The 18,624-nt window shown below is 39.9% G+C and carries 15 protein-coding genes; 10 read left to right on the top strand and 5 right to left on the bottom strand.

The features are described 5' to 3' along the window. The first annotated feature begins 80 nt into the window (after positions 1-80). The 9 genes from IPF37_05515 (at position 81) to IPF37_05555 (ending at position 11,999) form a co-directional block, all read left to right on the top strand. Positions 81-572 (top strand): hypothetical protein, encoded by a 492-nt coding sequence (locus IPF37_05515; GenBank protein QQR48985.1) that lies wholly within the window; start codon positions 81-83, stop codon positions 570-572. Positions 573-680: 108 nt separating this feature from the next. Continuing rightward, complete coding sequence (locus IPF37_05520; protein QQR48986.1) at positions 681-1,592, top strand: hypothetical protein; 912 nt, start codon at positions 681-683, stop codon at positions 1,590-1,592. A 6-nt stretch (positions 1,593-1,598) separates the two neighbouring features. After that, positions 1,599-2,516, top strand: coding sequence for a phosphatidylserine decarboxylase (gene psd, locus IPF37_05525; protein QQR48987.1), 918 nt, complete (start codon positions 1,599-1,601; stop codon positions 2,514-2,516). Positions 2,517-2,529: 13 nt separating this feature from the next. Then, on the top strand, positions 2,530-3,195 hold the full coding sequence (locus IPF37_05530) for a ribulose-phosphate 3-epimerase (GenBank protein ID QQR48988.1): 666 nt from the start codon (positions 2,530-2,532) through the stop codon (positions 3,193-3,195). Between the two features lie 55 nt (positions 3,196-3,250). Further along, positions 3,251-5,500, top strand: coding sequence for an ATP-grasp domain-containing protein (locus tag IPF37_05535; protein QQR48989.1), 2,250 nt, complete (start codon positions 3,251-3,253; stop codon positions 5,498-5,500). 83 nt (positions 5,501-5,583) lie between these two features. After that, positions 5,584-7,713: a hypothetical protein gene (locus tag IPF37_05540; protein ID QQR48990.1), complete on the top strand. Its 2,130-nt coding sequence runs from the start codon at positions 5,584-5,586 to the stop codon at positions 7,711-7,713. A 183-nt stretch (positions 7,714-7,896) separates the two neighbouring features. Beyond that, positions 7,897-10,953, top strand: coding sequence for a hypothetical protein (locus IPF37_05545; protein QQR48991.1), 3,057 nt, complete (start codon positions 7,897-7,899; stop codon positions 10,951-10,953). 64 nt (positions 10,954-11,017) lie between these two features. Continuing rightward, complete coding sequence (locus tag IPF37_05550; protein ID QQR48992.1) at positions 11,018-11,491, top strand: hypothetical protein; 474 nt, start codon at positions 11,018-11,020, stop codon at positions 11,489-11,491. A 1-nt stretch (position 11,492) separates the two neighbouring features. Then, positions 11,493-11,999 (top strand): hypothetical protein, encoded by a 507-nt coding sequence (locus IPF37_05555; GenBank protein QQR48993.1) that lies wholly within the window; start codon positions 11,493-11,495, stop codon positions 11,997-11,999. A 52-nt stretch (positions 12,000-12,051) separates the two neighbouring features. Here the strand turns inward: IPF37_05555 and priA are convergent, their stop codons facing one another. After that, positions 12,052-14,067 (bottom strand): primosomal protein N', encoded by a 2,016-nt coding sequence (gene priA / locus IPF37_05560; GenBank protein QQR48994.1) that lies wholly within the window; start codon positions 14,065-14,067, stop codon positions 12,052-12,054. A gap of 624 nt (positions 14,068-14,691) precedes the next feature. Between priA and IPF37_05565 the strand changes: the two genes are divergently transcribed. Beyond that, positions 14,692-15,114, top strand: coding sequence for a hypothetical protein (locus IPF37_05565; protein ID QQR49862.1), 423 nt, complete (start codon positions 14,692-14,694; stop codon positions 15,112-15,114). A gap of 51 nt (positions 15,115-15,165) precedes the next feature. Here IPF37_05565 and IPF37_05570 read toward each other — a convergent pair whose 3' ends face one another. The 4 genes from IPF37_05570 to IPF37_05585 form a co-directional block, all read right to left on the bottom strand. After that, a complete protein-coding gene (locus tag IPF37_05570; protein ID QQR48995.1) occupies positions 15,166-15,315 on the bottom strand; it encodes a hypothetical protein in 150 nt (49 codons plus the stop codon). 9 nt (positions 15,316-15,324) lie between these two features. Beyond that, a complete protein-coding gene (locus tag IPF37_05575) occupies positions 15,325-16,296 on the bottom strand; it encodes a C39 family peptidase (protein ID QQR48996.1) in 972 nt (323 codons plus the stop codon). Between the two features lie 168 nt (positions 16,297-16,464). After that, on the bottom strand, positions 16,465-17,877 hold the full coding sequence (gene mnmE / locus IPF37_05580; GenBank protein QQR48997.1) for a tRNA uridine-5-carboxymethylaminomethyl(34) synthesis GTPase MnmE: 1,413 nt from the start codon (positions 17,875-17,877) through the stop codon (positions 16,465-16,467). Then, entirely contained in the window at positions 17,849-18,598 is a 750-nt protein-coding gene (locus IPF37_05585) for a Jag N-terminal domain-containing protein (GenBank protein QQR48998.1), read from the bottom strand. Before IPF37_05585 ends, mnmE begins: the two co-directional genes overlap by 29 nt. Positions 18,599-18,624: the final 26 nt, after the last annotated feature.

The raw sequence follows: 18,624 nt of genomic DNA on the forward strand, positions 1-18,624 counted from the left end.
GTTGTTATGATGATATCAATTAAAAAAAATCTTTTTATTCTTTCAGCTGCTGCAAGTTTTGTGGTGGCCATATTTTTTTTTTGATTCAGCGAAATGTTCTGGTTATTCATTGGGCGTGGCATGGCGTACCGATACGCCAGGCTCATGAAAAAACTCTACCTGCGATTGTGCGTAAACCGATTACCTATCGTTTTATAAAGCATGACCAACCAAACAGCGAACAAGCTTTTTTAATGTGGCATACGCATGATTACGGACAAAATCTTAAACAAGTGGTGAGTGGGTGGTTGACGTGTGTTCAAGAAGAGCGCCTTGTTGATCACGCTGTGCGTCTTGAGACGGTATCGTTATCTTTGTACAACCAAGAAGCTTATCTTTCTTTTACTCAATCCTTAATGAAAAAAGATGATTCAATTGCAAAAAAATGGCAGTTGATCGAAAGTCTTTTTAAAACAGTGCGTGAGTCAGGGATTGATGTTCGTGCTGTTTTGTTTTTAGTTGATCATCAACTAATGATTGATGAACATTTTGATTTTTCTCAGCCATTGGCGCTTGATGGTTTTCTTCCATAGTTGGCGGTTTGATATTGTTTTTTGTTGCGTAGGATTGTTTTGTTTGCTATAACCAACCAAGTTGGTGAACGGTGAGGGAATGATCTTTTTTGATAGCAAGGAGAAGCGATGAAAATTATCACAAAATATGGATTATGTGCGGTGATGGGCATTATGGCTTTTAATGGGGCTGTGTATGCATCGTGTCCTTACAAAGAAAAATTTGAGACCAAAAAAATTGCGACAGCAAATTTTTTAAGCGATCTTGCTAAAACATGCGACAAAGTCGGCAAGGCTATTGGTGCGCAAGATCAAAGAGAGCGTCAACAAGCGGCGTGCGAAATTGTAGGTTCTTTGTTGTCGCTGGCTGCTAACGTTACAGCACAAAATGAAAAAGATAAAGCCGCTAAAGCTGCTGATCAAACAACGCGTCTTGCTTGTGCTATTGAAGAACTTACCAAGACCTTGGCAGATGAGTGTTCTTCTTGTACCAAATCTATGATGCTTGATGCTTTGACCCTTGCAGATATTCAAGTTAAAGTTAGATTTAATAATCAAGAATTTTCAGAAAATTTATTTGCACGCATTATGCCATTTGTGGAAAGAAATATTGTTCCGGTAGTAAAGTATCTTAAGTCTCAACAGCAAACATTTCGTGATGCTGCTATCGATCAAAATGTTGTAAGGGTAGAAGATGCTGAAAATCTTGCATCTACTCCTGGTGCTACGTCAGTTGTTGACAATATTACCGATATGGCATTAGAAGTGGTTGATGGTGTGATGGAAAATATAGACAAGCCCAACCAAGCTGATATACCGGTTCTTGAAGATGGTACGCAACTTTCGTTAGAAGTGTTGTCAGTTATGGCGTCTATTTGGCATTTGATAGAATCAATTTTGCATCAAAATAAAAATGTTGGTTTGTATCTTAAAGAACAGGCAATTTTGTTGAGTTCTTATATGTATGAACGTATTGTTGGCGAAATAGATGAAAATTTTTTTGCTCAACAAAATAATGCAGAGCTGCCTCAAAAGCAATAAAAAATTATGAGTATTATGGCCTTGTGGTTAAAACAGATTCAAAAAAATAATGGCGTTCAGTTCTACAATAAAGGACGCCTCGAGATAGAGCAAACCGAAAGGTTTGCTCTCCTTAATTTTTTATATACGCATCCGGTTGGCAAAGTACTGCGCGTGTTGGTGCGGCATCGTTTTATGGCAAAATTGTTGGCGATATATCAAAACTCTCGATTTACCAAAGCTAAGATCCAACCATTTATTGATCATCATAAAATTAGTATGAATGACTTTATTGTTCCTGAAGGCGGTTATCGTTCTTTTAATCATTTTTTTACGCGTGCCTTGAAACCTGGTGCTCGCTTGATTGATCAGCGCAAAAATATGATGATTAGTATTGCAGATGCCAAGCTTTTTGTTTTTGAGCATTTACAACGAGAACAAGATTTTTTGATTAAAGGCTGTCGATTTACGTTGGCTGATTTTTTAAAAAATGATGAATTAGCAGCTCAGTATGAACATGGCACTATGATGGTTTATCGCTTGGCGCCTTACGATTACCATCGGTATCATTTTCCCTTTAATTGTTTTGTACAAAAAAATATTGTTATACATGGTTTTTTAGAATCAGTTAATCCGATTACTTTTGCAACTGGTTTACAACCGTTGGTGCAGAATGAACGACACATGATAACCTTGCAGTCAGATCTTTTTGGGGATGTTTTAATGATTGTTGTGGGGGCGATGTTTGTAGGGAAAATTGTTTCAACGCATCATGAAAACCAGGCTTATAAAAAAGGTGATGAAGCAGGGTTTTTTGAATTTGGTGGTTCAACCGTTGTGCTGTTGTTTAAAAAAAATGCCATCAAAGTGCGTGCAGATTTAATAAAAAATTCTGCTGAGGTAAAAGAAACAGTAGTTAAAATGGGTGAAGCGGTGAGTGAATGAACAAGGAGCGAGCGTGATGAAAATTTATCCTTCATTAATTTCATGTGATGTTTTAAATTTGGCGTCAACGCTAGCAGCCCTTGATTCGCATGTTGATGGTTATCATATTGATATTATGGATGACCATTTTGTGCCTAATCTTACCTGGGGGCCGACGCTGGTAAATGCGCTTGCCGGTGCTACAACTAAGCCACTGCAAATGCATTTAATGGTGGAAAATCCTGCATCATGGGTAACGCGCTTAAACTTACAAAAAAAAGATAGTTTTGTTTTTCATCGCGAAGTTGTGCGATATGTGCAGGATGGCGTAAAGCTTATTGAAGAATTAAAAAAACGAGATATTAAGGCTGGGCTGGCCCTTAATCCAAAAACAGGCGTCGAACAACTTGAGCCATTTGTGTCGTTACTTGATGAAATTTTAATAATGTCAGTAAATCCAGGATTTTCTGGTCAAAAATTTATAGAAAGCGCGTGCGATAAGGTGCCTGCGTTAGTTGCCATGCGTCAGCAAAAAAATCTTAAATTTAACATTTGTATGGATGGCGGGATTGGTGCTAGTAACATTTGTTCATTGCAGCAGGCTGGTGTTCAGATAGTATCGGTTGCTTCTGCAATTTTTTCTTCATCAAATTATTGCCAAGCGCTTATGAATTTATATGCTTTACTTGGCAAATCTTAAAAATAGTTAACATTAACCAACAAAATACTTTAAAAAAAACGAGAAAATTAAAACAATGAATATCAGCAAAAAACTTCGTATTGGTGTTTTGATGGGGGGTATGAATCTTGAACGAGAAGTTTCGTTCAATTCTGGCCGCACCATTTGTGATCATTTAGATACTAATCTTTATGATGTGGTGGCGGTTTTTCAGACGTACGAGGGTGATCTCTATCTTTTGCCCTGGCACTTTTTGCATCGTGGTAAAATTGCAGATTTTGTAGATCGGTTAAATGGAGAAGCAGAAAAAATTTCATGGGACGATTTAAAATATCTGATTGATTTTGCTTATATCGCTATGCATGGCCGTTATGCTGAAGACGGCATATTGCAGGGTATGCTTGAAGTGCATAACATTCCTTATCTGGGTGCCAAAATTTTTGCCAGTGCTGCAGGTATGGATAAAGGATTCCATAAAGATTTGTTGAAAGCTCATGGCCTTTTGGTTCCAGCGGGCATTGTAATACGTGGTTTTCAGATTGCGACACTTAACATTGAAACGCTGATGAAGCGTTTAGGTGCTGAGCATGTTAGCTTGCCGTGTATTGTCAAGCCGATGCATGAGGGCTCAAGCTTTGGGGTTTCTGTTGTTCATGAGCAGGTGGATTTACTAAATGCTATAAAAAAAGCGGCGTATGTTAATCAGGTTGCTCAAGATGTTATTGTTGAGCAAAAAATAGAGGGCATGGAATTTGTTTGTGTGTCTTTACAAAAAAATCTTAATGGATCAACCGAATGGTTTTCGTTGCCATTGACGCAAGTTATCCCCGAAGAAGGAACTGAATTTTTTGATTATGAACAAAAGTATATGCCCGGTCGTGCAGCAAAAATTACACCGGCCATGTGTAGCGAGCAAGATACGCAAGCGATTATGCGCGCCAGTGAGCGAGCGGCAGAGGTGTTGGGGTTTAGAACGATTGCCCGTATCGATGGTATTTTAGCAGATGATGGTAGTGTTTATTTTATAGATCCAAACTCATTAACGGGCATGGGGCCTGCTACTTTTCTTTTTCATCAAGCAGCAGAAATTGGTATGAGTCACGCGCAGCTGATTAACTTTTTAATTGCCAGTGAATTGCGCGCTTATGGTATCAATACATCTCTGTCTCTTCAAAAGGATGAAAGTATGGTAGTAAACTCTCAAAAAGTTCGTGTTGCGGTATTGCTGGGTGGGGATTCAAATGAGCGTGAAATTTCGCTCGAATCTGGTAGAAATGTTTGTTATAAACTTTCGTCAGACAAATACGAAGTGATTCCTGTTTTTGTGCATGAATCGATGAAGTTGTTCAAGCTTTCGCAACGCATGCTTATTCAAAATTCAACGCGTGAAATCAGTGCGCTTATTTCCGATGACATACAAATAGCCTGGTCGGATTTGCCAACAATAGCGGATTTCGTTTTTATTGGTTTGCATGGCGGCAAGGGTGAAAATGGGGCAGTACAGGGTGCGCTTGAAATGCTTAAAATGCCATACAACGGTTCTGGTGTTCTTGCTAGTTCTTTGTGCATGAATAAATATCAAACCAATTTTTTGTTGAAGCAAAAAGGATTTGAGGTTCCTCATAATTATTTACTTAAAGTTGGTGAGTGGTTTAACAAAAACCAGCAGGAACAAGAATTTTTTATTGAGCAGCTAGCTTCTTCTTTTTCTTATCCATTTATTGTTAAGCCATCAGATGATGGTTGCAGTGTGGGTGTTCATAAAGTTGCAAATGTTAGCGAAGCGTGTATGGCGGTTGATGATGTCTTTTCTTTTGGTAAGCAGGAAGTGTTGATTGAGGAATGCGTGCGTGGTATGGAATTGACGTGCGGGGTTTATGGTAATGATGATCCAATTGCATTACCGCCTTCATATTCTGTTGCCAAGGATACGGTATTATCGATTCAAGAAAAATTTTTGCCTGGCGATGGTCAAAATATTACCCCGGCGCCCATTGATCAGCAAGCGACAACCTTTGTGCAGCAAACATTACAAGATGTTTATCAAGTTATTGGGTGCAAAGGTTATGTGCGTATTGATTGTTTTTATCAAACGGCGGCACAAAGCCCAACCGGTAAACAGCGTGTGGTGATTCTGGAAATAAATACCTTGCCAGCATTAACTCCTGCAACCTGTTTGTTCCATCAAGTAGCAGAAACTGGCCGTAAGCCAATGGCTTTTATTGATATCATTATTGAACTTGGTTTTCAATTACACGGTGGGAAAAATATGATGCATAATGTGGTCAAAGAAGAGGGATGCGCTCAGCAATCGTCTTTGTTATAAAGTTTTCTTGACTTTGATTATTTTTCAGATGCTACACTGAATATCATTTTAAAAAGGTTTAACTTTTGATGCAAGGTGTAGCAATGAAAGCTATTCGATTCTTGTTGTTTATGCTGAGTTTTTTGAGCATGCCGATTTGCTCTACTTATGCGCTTAAAGATCCAGGATTTGGTGATTTTAGTATTGTCTGGGGGCTTGATCGTGGCAATGGTGCCAGAGTTAGTGTGACCGAAAAATTGTTGTATCAACAGCATGAAAATAGCTGGGATGTTGTTTTGGGAGAGCCGCTTAAACACCTTGCCGTTAATGCCGCGTTAGAAGTTTTTGGGCTGACCGTGCAAGGTCATTTGGTCAAACGTACGGGCATTACGGCCGGTTGCGTGCAAGGGCAGGCATGGAAACAGGTGCCAACACCCTTTACGTTTGATAGTATTGCACTTGGTAGCAACAAGCAAATGTGGGGTATTCGTTTTGACGGCAAGCCGGTTTTTAATGATGGTGCTGACTGGTCATTAATTTCAGAAGATATTTTTGTTGATATTGCTGTTGGTTCTCGTTATGCCGTGTGGGCTTTAGATTCTCACGGTGTTTGTTTTGTTCGGCAAGATGTTACCGATAAAAATTTGCAAGGAACTGCTTGGCTGCCTGTTTCATGTCCTGAACAAGTTGCACATGTAGCTGTTGGTACTGATCAAAATGTGTGGGCGGTAAGTCATGATGGCAACGTGTATATTCGTCGAGGTATTCGTCCTGCGTTGATACAAGGTACTGATTGGGAAAAGGTTGGCAATAAAGCTTTAATGACTGTTGCTGTTGGGCATGATGGACAGGTCTGGGGCATTGCTGACGATTATAGAATTTTTCAACGTGTTGGCATTACGTCCACCAACAGCATTGGTGTTGGTTGGCGTAAGATTCCAGGAAAAATGCAAAAGCTTGCTGCCACTATGTATCCCGGCATCCAGCCAGGCGGGCGTACTTACACTCATTTTGGACCTGATCGAGATGACGAAGCAATTTTTAATGAAGCATGGCGATTAAAAGAGCCTGGTAAAGGATGGGTGCAGTTTAAAGCACGTTCTAAGGCGGATCTTTTTTTACGCTTTTCTTCTGTGCCTTATCACAAAAAAGACGAAACAATTCATGTTTCCCTTGGCAGTAAAAAAAATAAACGAGCTTTGATTACCAAGCTTGGTGGCGTTGAGCAGTCGCTTAAAGTGTGTGATCATGATGGTGGGTTACTTGGCCCAGAAACAGCGTGGAACGATTATTGGGTTTCGGTTGAAAATGGTGTATTGCGATTGGGTAAATCTGCTCAGCGTGGCGATAATGAATTGATATCTTTTGAAGATGCTGCCTTGCGCAATGTTTGTTATGTAGCTTTTGGTGGGGGGAAAAAACATGTTCATGAATTTAGCCAGATTCAGACAGATGAGCGTCCATTAGTGACAAAGAATATTAATCTTGCGTCAGGCTTTTCGATAATTCCTGGCAATGCTGCTCGTCTTGCGATTGGGCGTTGTGGTACTAAAAATCTTATTTTTTCGCTTGGTTCTGACGGGTGTTTATATCAGTATTCGCCATCTATTTTGCAGCATGCGTGGGAAAAACTTTCTCAAAAAATGGTGAGCGGTGAAGAGATTGTGCGTTTTAAAGATATTGCCGTTTCTAGTGATAATCAGCTGTGGGCTTTGAATGATCACGGCAATGCATTGCATTATCATAGCGAGCGTGCTGCGTGGGAATGCTTCGATTCGCAAATCAAACTTGATCGTCTTGTTGTTGGTAATAAGAATTCTATTTGGGGTCTGAATAAAAAAACGCAAGCAGTTTATCGCTATACGCAAAATGGTTGGCGGCAAGAAGCGCTAGACGGTATTATGGCGCTTGATGCTGGTTTTGATGGTGCGGTTGTTGCTCTTAATACTGCTCAAGAAGCTTTTTCTTTTAATTGGGAGAATGAGTTATGGGAAAAACTGGCACATATCCAAGGGTTTGGGCGGATAGCGGTTGCCCACCAAAATCTTATGATTGGTTCGCGGGCAGTTGGCAATGATTATTTTTGTTGGGTGCGAAAAAATAATCATTGGTTGCGTCTAACAGCCGACAATAAAACAGGGGCTTGCGGTTTTAAGCAAGTAGCGATCAATGATGTTGGGGCTATGGTGGCCCTTGATGATTATGGGACTATTTATAAAAAAGATAAGGAGTGAGCATTATAGTTTTTTATTGAGTATCGTGTGGCGAGATAATGAGATACCAGTAGAAAAGTTTTATTAAATATGTTTAATTTATTTGGTGGTTAAGTTTAATAAAATAACAAGAAGGAGTGAGTGGCATACATTTTTTTTAAGAATAATCATGTCGTGTATTTTTTTATAAAAAGGAGATGAGCGATGAAGCAAACGAGAAAAAGAACGATTCTCGTAGCGTTCTTAGTGTTACTTGTGCCTACGTCAAAGGGTGTAGAGTCTTCCGATCCCTTTAAGAAAGCACACACCGGCGTAGCGAAAACTGATGGAAAACGTCCTATCACTTATGGCAGTATTGTACGGCTTTGGCATCGCAATAGTGGTATTGATAAAAGAGAAGACAAAAATGGCTACGGGGATCATTCTGACAAACGTTATTTGTCTACGGGAAATGATAAATATACGAGTAATATAACTGATCATGGATTTGCTGTTTATGGGGCGCCGCGTGTCGACGATAATTCTCAGTTGTGGATTATTAAGGGTCCTCATGCAGGAGATCGTTGGAATTGTGATTTTGGGCAGATCGTTAAAGAACACGATATTATTCGCCTTGAAAATGTTGGTACACAAAGAAATTTGTATATTCCGGCAATGAATTTTAGATCACCGGTTTCCAAGCAAAAAGAAATTTCTGTGCATGGTGATGGTGATATCAATGATTCATGGAAGATACGCAATGTATGGGCAGGTTCTGGTGGCGAGCTTAATGATGGGACTGTTTTTAATTTGCAACATGCTATTTTTAAAACAATTGCTCTTCATTCACATGATTTTAACAGAGGCCTTTTTATATTGGGCGATAAAAATAAACAAGAAGTTACAGGCTATGACAAACGTGATTCCAATGATGGTTGGGTTGTTGAGTTAGTAAAAACACATGCTCAAAACGATCAGATTGTTGACCAGTGGTCCAAGATGCGTGGAATAGAATTACATTACAATTCTATCGTGTGGATAGATCCAGTTGCGACTGGCTTACCTAGTTACGATATGGATCCGGCATCAAGTAATAAAGCTCGGGTAAATCTAAACCAAAATGCGCGTCGCTTGTGGACTCATCATACAAGTCGCCACGACAGTCAGAATCAAGCGCAAGAACCTCATGCACACAAAGAAATTTTGGCAGGGCCAATTGATGATGTTCGCGTGAGTACCGCGGCATCATTCTTTTTGTTGCAAAAAGTTGGTGATGAAATGAATGTGGGGCCTGTTGCTTTTGGTGATTCTATTAAAATACTTTCGTTGGCAATGGATCCATATAAAGAATTTAATCCTGTTCTTGATCCTTTTAAGTTTTGGGTTGCTCATCGAGATAGCCGTTTTGGTAAAGATCATGGGGAAGTAGTGGTCATGCACCCAACGCACCCTCAGGTTCAAAGTTCAGAAGCTGCTTTTACCATAGAATCTGCAGTGCCAGGGTTGACTGGTACGATTCATGAAACAGATATGATTCAGTTGCGTAATCAAGCCCAAGGTACCCCGCTGATATGGTTACATTCTGATAGTAGATTTGGTAATCGTTATTATGAGTTAGTTCTATCGCTTAAGGGTGATAAATGGGGAAATGATGATAAAAACTTTAAAAACGATCGTGAAAATTTATTTCAACGCTTCAGAATACATGGCATCATAGAATCAATTGTGCCCAACGATGCTAAACCTCAATTAGCACAAATTAAGACCATTATTGAACGGAATCTTGGTGCACTGGCAGCAAAGCTGCAAGCAGAGCTTGAACGTCAGCGTAAAGAAAAAGAAGAAGCTGATCGAAAGGCAGCAGAAGAAGCAGCTAAGAAAGCGGCAGCAGAGGCAGAAGCGCTTGCTAAGAAAGAGAAGGATGCTAAAGCTAAAGCTTTATTCGAGCAGCAACTTAAAGATTTAGAAGAAAAATCTGAGCAGGAACTTGCTGATACATCAGCCAAAGCCGTTGATACAAAAGTAATTCAAGATGATATTGCTCAAGTAGCTAAAGATTTGAATGATGCTCTGCGTGCGAAGGCAAGTGATCAAAAATCATTGTTGCAAGGAGCGCATCAATCGGTAAAAAAAGCGTATGATGATTTGAAAAAAATGAACGATTCATCAGATCAACTTTTTGATAACGCAATAGCGGCTATGAGTAATCGGTTTAATGCTGCGCTTGATAAAGCAAAAAAAGATTTTGGGGATACGTCTCCTGAGTTTGCAAGTATTAGGACGTTATTTGAAAAAGAAAAAGATCGTTTCGCTAAAGCAAAGATAGCAAGTAAAGATAGTTTAAAGAAGCAAGAAGATCAGATTAAGCCACTTGCAGATGCGGTAGCTCTTGCTCTTAAGCAAGAAGATAATAAACAACAGATTGATGATTCTATTGCTAAAATAGACCAAGTACGTAAAGATTTAGAAGCAAGTTATCAAAAAAACATTGCTGATATTGATAAAAAAGCTGAAGAGCGCTTTGCTAAACTACAAGCAGCATTTGATCAACAAAAACAAGATTCTGCTGCACAATTGAAAGCCTTGCAAGAACAACTTGCAGCGTCCAAAAAAGGGGTTGATGAAGAGCGTAAGCGTCTTGAAGAAGTTGCTAAAAAACCTATTGATACGGCAAAAATTGAAACACAACAAAAGATTGATGCAGCTACAGCAGTGGTTGTGCAATCTGTGGCAACTCAACAGTATCCACTTGGTTTTGTTGATGTGCCTGGCAAAGTGAATTATGTTGCAGCCGGAGGTCGCTCTAATGCAAAAAATAAATTGGTTGCCAATAACTGGGCAGTTGGCCAAGATGGTAGTTTGTTGCAATGGGTACCGGGGGCTCAAAATCCATGGATGGTTCATGAGGCTAAAGATGAGAAGGGCAATGTTATCAGCAAATTCCAGAATGTTTCTGCTGGTTCAGATGGTACCGTTTTGGCTATTACTGCTGATGGGCAAGTGGTTAGCTACAGCTGGCCAGCAAGCCAAGTAGCAAGTGTTTCAAGTTCAAGTTCCGCTACTGACCAATCAGCGAAATCGGTGAAAGCCAAAAAAGATAAGAAAGCTAAAAAAGATAAGAAAGCTAAAAAAGATAAGAAAGACAAGAAAGACAAGAAAGACAAGAAGAGTGGTACCAAAAAATCTCAAGGTAGCGCTGGTAAAAAACGAAAAAAACAAACAAAATACAAGAGCGTTGCCACTGGTGGTGATTCAACCGATTTGAATGCAAAAACAAGATAACTAGAGTCTTTGGGGCATGAGGGCGCACTGATGTAAAGGTGCGCCCTGAAAAAAGGAGTTAAAAATGAAGATATTAATGCCTGATCGGCATATTCTTGTGCTAATAACTATGAGCATGGTGCTGGCGATTCCTGTGCGAGGTCGTGCTACTCAGAATGATGCGACTTCGCAGCTAACGCCGCCAACAACGTCATGGGCCCCTGTCAAACCTGGTGCCAATGATGCGTTTGGTATTTGGCGTTCTGTAAAGCCAGGGGCTGGCAAAGAAGCGATAAAATTTAAAAAGGTTGTTGTTGGCGATAAAGATCATATTTGGGCTTTGTCTGACAGTAATAATATTTATAAATTGACCAAAAATGGTTGGGTTGCTCGGGCCAAGGGACTTGATGTTGGCGTTGGTTCTGATGGCACGGCTGTTGGTGTGAATCAAGATGGGAGTGTTTATCTTTTTATTCCGGCGACTAAAACACAAAAAGAATCATGGCAGCTCATGCCTGGTGCAAAATTGACATCAATTGCGGTTGGCGATAAAAAATGAAATGTGGGGAACGTATAAAGATACCAATGCAACGCATCTTTATCATTATACCAATGGTGCTTGGAGTAAAGTTAAAGATCAAGCTGGACAAGATGTCACAAGCTTTACGCAGATTGCTTTGTCGGGCAACACGATCTTTGCGCTTAAAGCCGATGGTAGTGTGGTAAAATATGGCATGGGCGATGTTTCTCCTGAATTGATAAACCAAGTTGTTGCCGATATTCAGCAACAACAAGTCGAAGCACAAGCCTTGCAGGATAAAAAGACAGACATAAAAAAAGGACTGAAAAAAAAGCATAAAAAATTAGCTGCGCAAAAGAAAAAGCGATCGGCAAAAAGCGCCAAGAAAAAAAATGCTGCAGCTCCTCGCACACCGGCTCAGCGCCGCGTCATCAGAACTGCTGGAAAAGCGCAAAAAGCTGGCAAAAAAAAGAGTCATAAAAAAGCAAAAGCAGTATCAGTTGATACCGTAGATAGCACGGACGATGCAGAGGCTGCGACACGCTAATACTAACATAAGCAAAAATCTTAAAAAAGGTCACTTGAAAGAGTGGCCTTTTTTAATGGCTAAAGGTCGGGTAAACATTACTTTTAAAATCGTGAAGATCTATATTTTCTAATAATTGATGAACTTCTTTAAATGTTTTGCTTTTTAGGTAAATATGACGAATTTCTATTTTTTGAATTTTTTGAATAAGTGGGTAGGTAGGTCCCAAAATAATAACTTCGAGCCCAAACTTAATACATTCGTCCGAGAGTTGTTCAGCAAGTTTTTGCGCATCGTTTTCAACTTGGAGCTCGTTGGCGTGTTGTAATTCTAATTGAACAAGGCGGTAAAATGGTGGGTAGAGCGTTTGTTCGCGTATCGCAAGCTCGTGCTGGGCAAACGTTAAATAATCGATTTCGTTGGTATAACTAAAAATATCATGATCGTGCATAACTTGGACAATCACGGTACTTGGCTTGTGCTCACGCCCGGCACGCCCTGCTACTTGAATAAGTTGCTGGAGCGATATTTCATGGGCGTTATATTGCGGAAAATTAAGATTGAGATCGGCCCACAAGATGCCGACCAGAGTAACATTTGGAAAATGGTAGCCCTTGGTGATGGTTTTAGTGCCGACCAAAATATCTATTTTTCCTTGCTCAAAATTGGTGACCGTTTCATGCCACAGGCGTTTTTTTGAGCTGGTATCAAGGTCTGCTCGGGCAACGACAGCTTGTGGAAAAAGCTTTTGGAGCATGAGTACGATTTGCTGGGTGCCGATGCCTTTTTTAAGTAACGAACTTTCAGATGCTTTGCAGCTGGGGCATGATAAAAAAGTTGGCTTGGTGTAGCTGCAGTAGTGGCAAGAAAAAAAAGAAGAGTGTCCTTCAAGGCTGGTGTGTATATTTTTTTCACCTTTTAGTTTTTTGCCCAAATGAAGCGTAAGGCTCACCGAGCAGTTAGGACATTGCGGAATATGGCCGCAGCCCTTGCATTGAATAAAAAAGCTATATCCGCGGCGATTTAAATAAATAATGACCTGCTCTTTTTTGAAGAGGCGTTGTGTTATGGCGTGCTCGAGTTCTGATGTGATCCAAAAATGTGCACGTGCTTGTTTTTGTTGAACAAGATTAACCTGTTGAATGGTTGGAAAAGTCCCTGAGAATCGTTCTTTGAGCTGAAAAAATGTCCAGCGTTTTTGTTGTACTTGGTACAAAGAGGTCAGGGAAGGGGTTGCCGAGCCTAGTAAGATGGGAATTTTATAAATAAATGCCCGCCACAACGCAAGTTCTTTGCTGTTGAGTTTGGGATGTTTTTTCTCTTGAAAGCCGGCTTCATGTTCTTCATCAATGATAATGAGGCCTAGATTTGCAAAGGGCAACAAAATGGGTAAATGTACGCCAATAAGCAAAAAAGGCTTTTGTTCCATAACGGCCTGCCAGACCGCGCGCTTTTCTTCTGGCTTGGTCGTTGAATGAAAGCCAAAAATTGAAATATTAACCAATTGTTGCTTGAGCTTGCGTTCAAATTGCATGCTCAATGCGACTTCTGGCAGGAGTAAAATGACTGATTTCCCTTGGCTTATTGCTGCTTCGATGAGTCGTTTGTATACCTCTGTTTTGCCTGATCCGGTAACGCCGTGCAAGAGAGTTGGACAATAAAAGCCTTGGCTAATTTGTGGCTCAACGTAGTCTACCACTGCTTTTTGTGCAGCGGTTAGAGTAATAGTTTTAGCAGGAAGTTTTGAAAGGTCTGGCAGTGTTTCATCTTCTTGTTTTTCCAGAAAAAAGCTTTGAAGTCGTCGATAAAAAAATAAAGGTTTTAAAAAGTAAAAGGTACTGATCGTTTCAACAAAAGTGTGATATGTAGAATCTTCGGGAAGGTTGATTACGTCGATTATTTCTCTGATTTCAAAGCTATCTGTTTGAGAAAGTTTTTTGGTAGATCCTATCACCAATGCCGTTACGATAGTATTGCGCAAAGGAACACGAATGAGTTTATGGAGAAGTGGTTTGGTGTGTAGGTGCTGCGGAACCTTGTAGGTCAGTGTTTTGGCAAATCCTGAAAAAAGTTGAACAAAGACAAACATAGCTTAACTGGCTCGTTGATAAAAAGTAGAAAAAGTAAGAGGCAGACACTTGTAGTGCCATGAAAAAAAACATCTCAAGAGCAGAGCTCTGTTTATCGAAAATAGCGATAGGGTCGGTCTTTCTTGAGGCATTCTGGCGTTCCTGTAAGATCTGTACTGAGAGTTTCGGAGTAAGTTTTTATTGAGTTATGATACCTGAAAAATATGTTTTTTTGAATGTCTCCTTTATTTTAACTGCCAGAAGGGTGCTTAGAAAAATTTTGATTTAAAAAAGCAAAAAAAAACATGATAAAAATGGTAAAAAAATCATAAAAAAAATAGAATTAAAAAGCTTTAAAACATTGATTGGTAGGTGGTTTTCGATGAGGTGTAAAAAAGTCATTGTTGTTTTGTTAGTAAAAAAAATTTTTTTTTCGCATCGTTTATTTGACAAACTGGGTGTAATTTTGTCTATACTGAATATAGGCAAGTATACGAGGCTGTCTAAGCAGTACGAGTATGCATGTAGATCTTGAGAGACGTGGCTAAGAATGAGGAGGATGAAGATAAGTAAAAAAAGATCTTGTTGTAAGTTGAAAGAGAGTAATTAGTAGTATAGGGATTCTTTAAAAAGGAGAGTTTGCTATGGCAAAGAAAAAAGAAGTAGCAGTTGTGCACCACGAAGCGCCAGCCGCTGCCCCAAAGAAAAAAGCAGCACCTAAGAAAAAAGCTGCTGCAAAAAAGAAAGCTGCACCTAAGAAAAAGGCTGCAGTAAAAAAAGCAGCACCTAAGAAAAAAGTAGCAGCAAAGAAGAAAGCAGCACCTAAGAAGAAAGCAGCAGCAAAGAAAAAAGCTGCTCCAAAGAAAAAAGTAGCTAAAAAAGCTGCAAAGAAAAAAGTCGCGAAGAAAAAAGTAGCGAAAAAGAAAGTAGCTAAAAAGACGGCGAAGAAAAAAGTAGCCAAAAAAAAAGTAGCGAAAAAAAAATCAGCTAAAAAAAGCTCAGCGAAAAGAAAATCAGCACGTAAAAAGACTTCTCATGGCAAAATGAGAATGAAAGCTCGTCGCTAATATCTGCCGCTGTAGATAATTTTAAAGGCTCGGGATATTCCTGGGCCTTTTTTATGTTTGAATGGTAGCGTTAGTAGGTTGTACTGTAGGTACTTGCTCCTGTCGAAATGTTTGACAGCCTTGTACAAAGAGTTTGAGTGTGTTACGATAAGACATGGAAATCATGCGGTTGTAGGGAGTAGTAGCTGTCGTAATAAACATAACGAGATTTTATGGTCGTTGTTTTTTAAACATTGACTTGAGTAATGGCGTGTAGGCAAGATTTTTTGATAATCCCCAGGATTTGATAAAATTTTTGAGAGGATATGATTTGAAGGTTGCATGATTTTCGTCAAAAGCAGGGTCTATGCATAAGACCGATTGCTTGGCGCGATCCCAGCCAACAATAACCAAAAAGTGGCCATTGGCATAGGGGGTGGCCCCACCCTTGAGGCGTCTGACACTGACTGCTACCGGAATTTTTTTTTGCAGATACTGATATAAACTTTCAAAGCTATTCATACGTTCTACCCGATAAAAAGCATGCTGGCATGAATCATAAGCCTGTGCAACATTCAAAATCCAGTTCCCATAAATATCGAGATAGCCATTATCATGAACTTTTTCTGCCAGTGAGATGGCGTCATCATGGAGAGATTTTTTTTGTGGGCGAGCAAATTTATTGGCGATGTATCGGACAATCATACTTAAAGAAGTTGGTGAGCATAGGTCGCGGGCTCGGTTATGGCTTAAGTTCATTTGCGATTGCCGTGGTACGGATGTGACCAGGGTAGAAGGTTTTAAAAAAGGTTTTTTCCATGTTTTAAAGTCATTGAGGTTTGAACAGCAGGCAAAGAGAGCATGCAGGTTGCTTTTTTGTGCGCCATGCTGAAAAACTGCTTTTATGCGAAATCCTTGCGCCAGGTGGCCTCGTTGCATTTCACTTCTTACGTGAGTGGTATGGACATATCGATTGAGTTTATTAACAAACGTGAGTTGATAATCAGATCCCCATTCTGCCAAGCGGTGCCAGGGGGACCAATGAGCGTGCTTGGTGCTTACCCAAAAAGTAATTTTACCGGTCTGTGGTCGTTTAGCATTCCAAGAAATAATCAACTCATTAAATTTTTTGTGCGTCTTTTGTTCCCAAATGATCGTGTCTTTTTCTTGGTGATAATCGTTGGGAGTGATGAATTTTGACAAGGTTTCTGAGAAAGAGATCGGGGTACTCGTACGTGCCTTTGATTGACGACGGTGAAGTTTTGGATGAATATTAACGAGAGAAGCACAGCTGAAAAGCAGAATAAAAAAAAGGCTTCGCCTTGATGCTTTATTTGCTCTCATCGCTTACTGACCTCTCTTTTTTGTGGTTTATTTGCCAACGCAAAACGAGCTAAAAACGTTATCTAAAACATTTTCAGTGATGCTTTTTCCTGTGAGCTCAGAGATATTTTCTAAGATACCCTTGAGCTGGTATGCAACCAATTCATATTCTATACCACTTAAATAACTATTTGCAATATTTTTTAATTTTATCTCCATTTCAATGATAAGATTGTATTGCCGCTGATTGAGCAAAAAGGGAGAATGGAGCGTTGCAAAAAGCTGCTGAATTTTTTGGTCGATGAGCTGTTCTAGCTCTTGAATGCCAACATGGTGCTGGCCCGAAACGTTGAGGATGGTTGCCTGTGGAAATAGGGCGCGGTAAGCACTTGTTTCTGGTAATTGTTGGTCAATTTTGTTAAAGACTACAAGGGATTTATCGCGGTACTTTTGATAAATTTCTTGGTATGTTTGTTTTTCTTGTTCGCTTAAATGCCGGCTACTATCTACCACCAAAATTACCATATCTGCCTGGTCGGCTTCTTGTAATGACCGTTCAATACCTTGTTGCTCAATAAAGTCTCCGGTTTGGCGTAAGCCTGCCGTGTCAATAACCAGCCAAAAATTGCCATTAACGTAGCGAGAGCTTTCTATGCTGTCGCGTGTGGTGCCGGCAATATCGGTAACAATAGCCCTGTTTTTTTTAACAAGTGTGTTAAATAAAGTTGATTTTCCTGCATTAACAGTGCCAATCAGTACTAAGCGAATGCCTTGTTTGATTTGTTGTTGGTGGTTGTGGTGTTGTTTAACTTCAGCCAAACGTCCTACAAGTTCTTGAGTGCGCGTAGTTATTGTTGTATCGATAGCCAGGTCTCGTTGCTCTTCTTCAACAAATTCAAATGCTGATTCAACAAGTGCAAGCAGCATGACCACGTCGAGTTCAAGTTCATTAAAATGGTTTGAAAGACTGCCTTGAAGCTGTCCAAGTGCTTTGCGTAAGCTAAGTTCAGTTTGTGCGTGAATGAGCTCATTGATTGATTCTGCTTGTAATAAATCAATCTTATTATTTAAGAAAGCGCGCTTGGTAAATTCGCCTGGTTGGGCAAGGCGTGCGCCATGTTCAATAGCGCACGCAATGATATTTTCGATAATAAACTGGTTATTATGGCAATTGATTTCAACCGTATGTTGACCGGTAAACGTTTTTGGTCCGTGCATAACCATAAACATGACCTCATCAATAACCGCGTGAGCGGAAGGGTCGACGACATGCCCATGGTTAATAGTGTGTGAAGAACAGTCAATTAAGCGTTTTCCTGAGGAAAGCTTAGCAATAGGGTTGACGCACTCAAGAGCATTGTCGCCTGAAAGTCTGATAATGGCAATAGCTCCGCTGCCTCGTGGTGTGCATAAAGAAATAATCGTGTCGTGATCATTGCTCAGCTGATTGAGATGTGTCATTTCCTGCTGAGTCCTTTGATCGAATTGCCAAGCTAAAGCCTTTAAATTTCTTTTTATAATGCTTTTTTATAAATTGAATGAGAAGGTATGACAAGCTCATAAAGAGCATTTTTTCTTCGGGTGCGGCTAAAAAGCTTTTTTCAAATGTGATATGGAGCCGACGGCCTTCTTGAGTGGTGATAAAAGGAACATCAATTTTCAAGATAACAAGAAGATCTCTCAAGTCTTTAGCAATGTGATCAGCGTATTCTTGCGACCAGTGATGATGCGAGCTTTCTACCACATTTGCAGTTTTTTGTTGCTGCGGTTGTGATTGGCGTTTATCGTTTTGTTGAGGCTGATGCGGTTGATTATGAGAGGCTTTTGGTTTTTGCTGTTGCTGAGAAGGTTGTGTTTTTGCTTGCTGTTGTTGCGGTTGTTGAGGACGTTTTTTATCGTGAGATTTTTGTCCTTGTTCGCGAGCAGGCATCTGTTGTTTTTCGTGATGCTTCTTTGGATGCTGAACTTTGTCTGGCTTGGAACCCTCTTTGGACGGTGTCGACTGTTGGTTCTTTTGATCATAAGAAATCGAAACAATTGCTGGTCGATTGTTAAACCATAAAAAACCTTTTTCGCCGGCTTCTAGAATATTTATGGTAAATTCCGTTGGTTTTCCAGATTCATTCCATGCTTCTTCGATTGCTTTGAAGATGGTTGATGCTTCATGGAGCATTGATTTCATCTGATAGAACCTTTCCTTAAAAAGGA

Source organism: bacterium, assembly GCA_016699045.1.
GTDB lineage: Bacteria > Babelota > Babeliae > Babelales > RVW-14 > AaIE-18.

Excerpts from the sequence above, each read along its gene's own strand:
- IPF37_05565 (QQR49862.1), top strand. The coding sequence starts at position 14,692 with ATGGCAAAGAAAAAAGAAGTAGCAGTTGTGCACCACGAAGCGCCAGCC.
- IPF37_05555 (QQR48993.1), top strand. The coding sequence starts at position 11,493 with ATGTGGGGAACGTATAAAGATACCAATGCAACGCATCTTTATCATTAT.
- psd (QQR48987.1), top strand. The coding sequence starts at position 1,599 with ATGAGTATTATGGCCTTGTGGTTAAAACAGATTCAAAAAAATAATGGC.
- priA (QQR48994.1), bottom strand. The coding sequence starts at position 14,067 with ATGTTTGTCTTTGTTCAACTTTTTTCAGGATTTGCCAAAACACTGACC.
- IPF37_05550 (QQR48992.1), top strand. The coding sequence starts at position 11,018 with ATGAAGATATTAATGCCTGATCGGCATATTCTTGTGCTAATAACTATG.
- IPF37_05520 (QQR48986.1), top strand. The coding sequence starts at position 681 with ATGAAAATTATCACAAAATATGGATTATGTGCGGTGATGGGCATTATG.
- IPF37_05535 (QQR48989.1), top strand. The coding sequence starts at position 3,251 with ATGAATATCAGCAAAAAACTTCGTATTGGTGTTTTGATGGGGGGTATG.
- mnmE (QQR48997.1), bottom strand. The coding sequence starts at position 17,877 with ATGACACATCTCAATCAGCTGAGCAATGATCACGACACGATTATTTCT.
- IPF37_05540 (QQR48990.1), top strand. The coding sequence starts at position 5,584 with ATGAAAGCTATTCGATTCTTGTTGTTTATGCTGAGTTTTTTGAGCATG.
- IPF37_05570 (QQR48995.1), bottom strand. The coding sequence starts at position 15,315 with ATGTTTATTACGACAGCTACTACTCCCTACAACCGCATGATTTCCATG.
- IPF37_05585 (QQR48998.1), bottom strand. The coding sequence starts at position 18,598 with ATGAAATCAATGCTCCATGAAGCATCAACCATCTTCAAAGCAATCGAA.
- IPF37_05545 (QQR48991.1), top strand. The coding sequence starts at position 7,897 with ATGAAGCAAACGAGAAAAAGAACGATTCTCGTAGCGTTCTTAGTGTTA.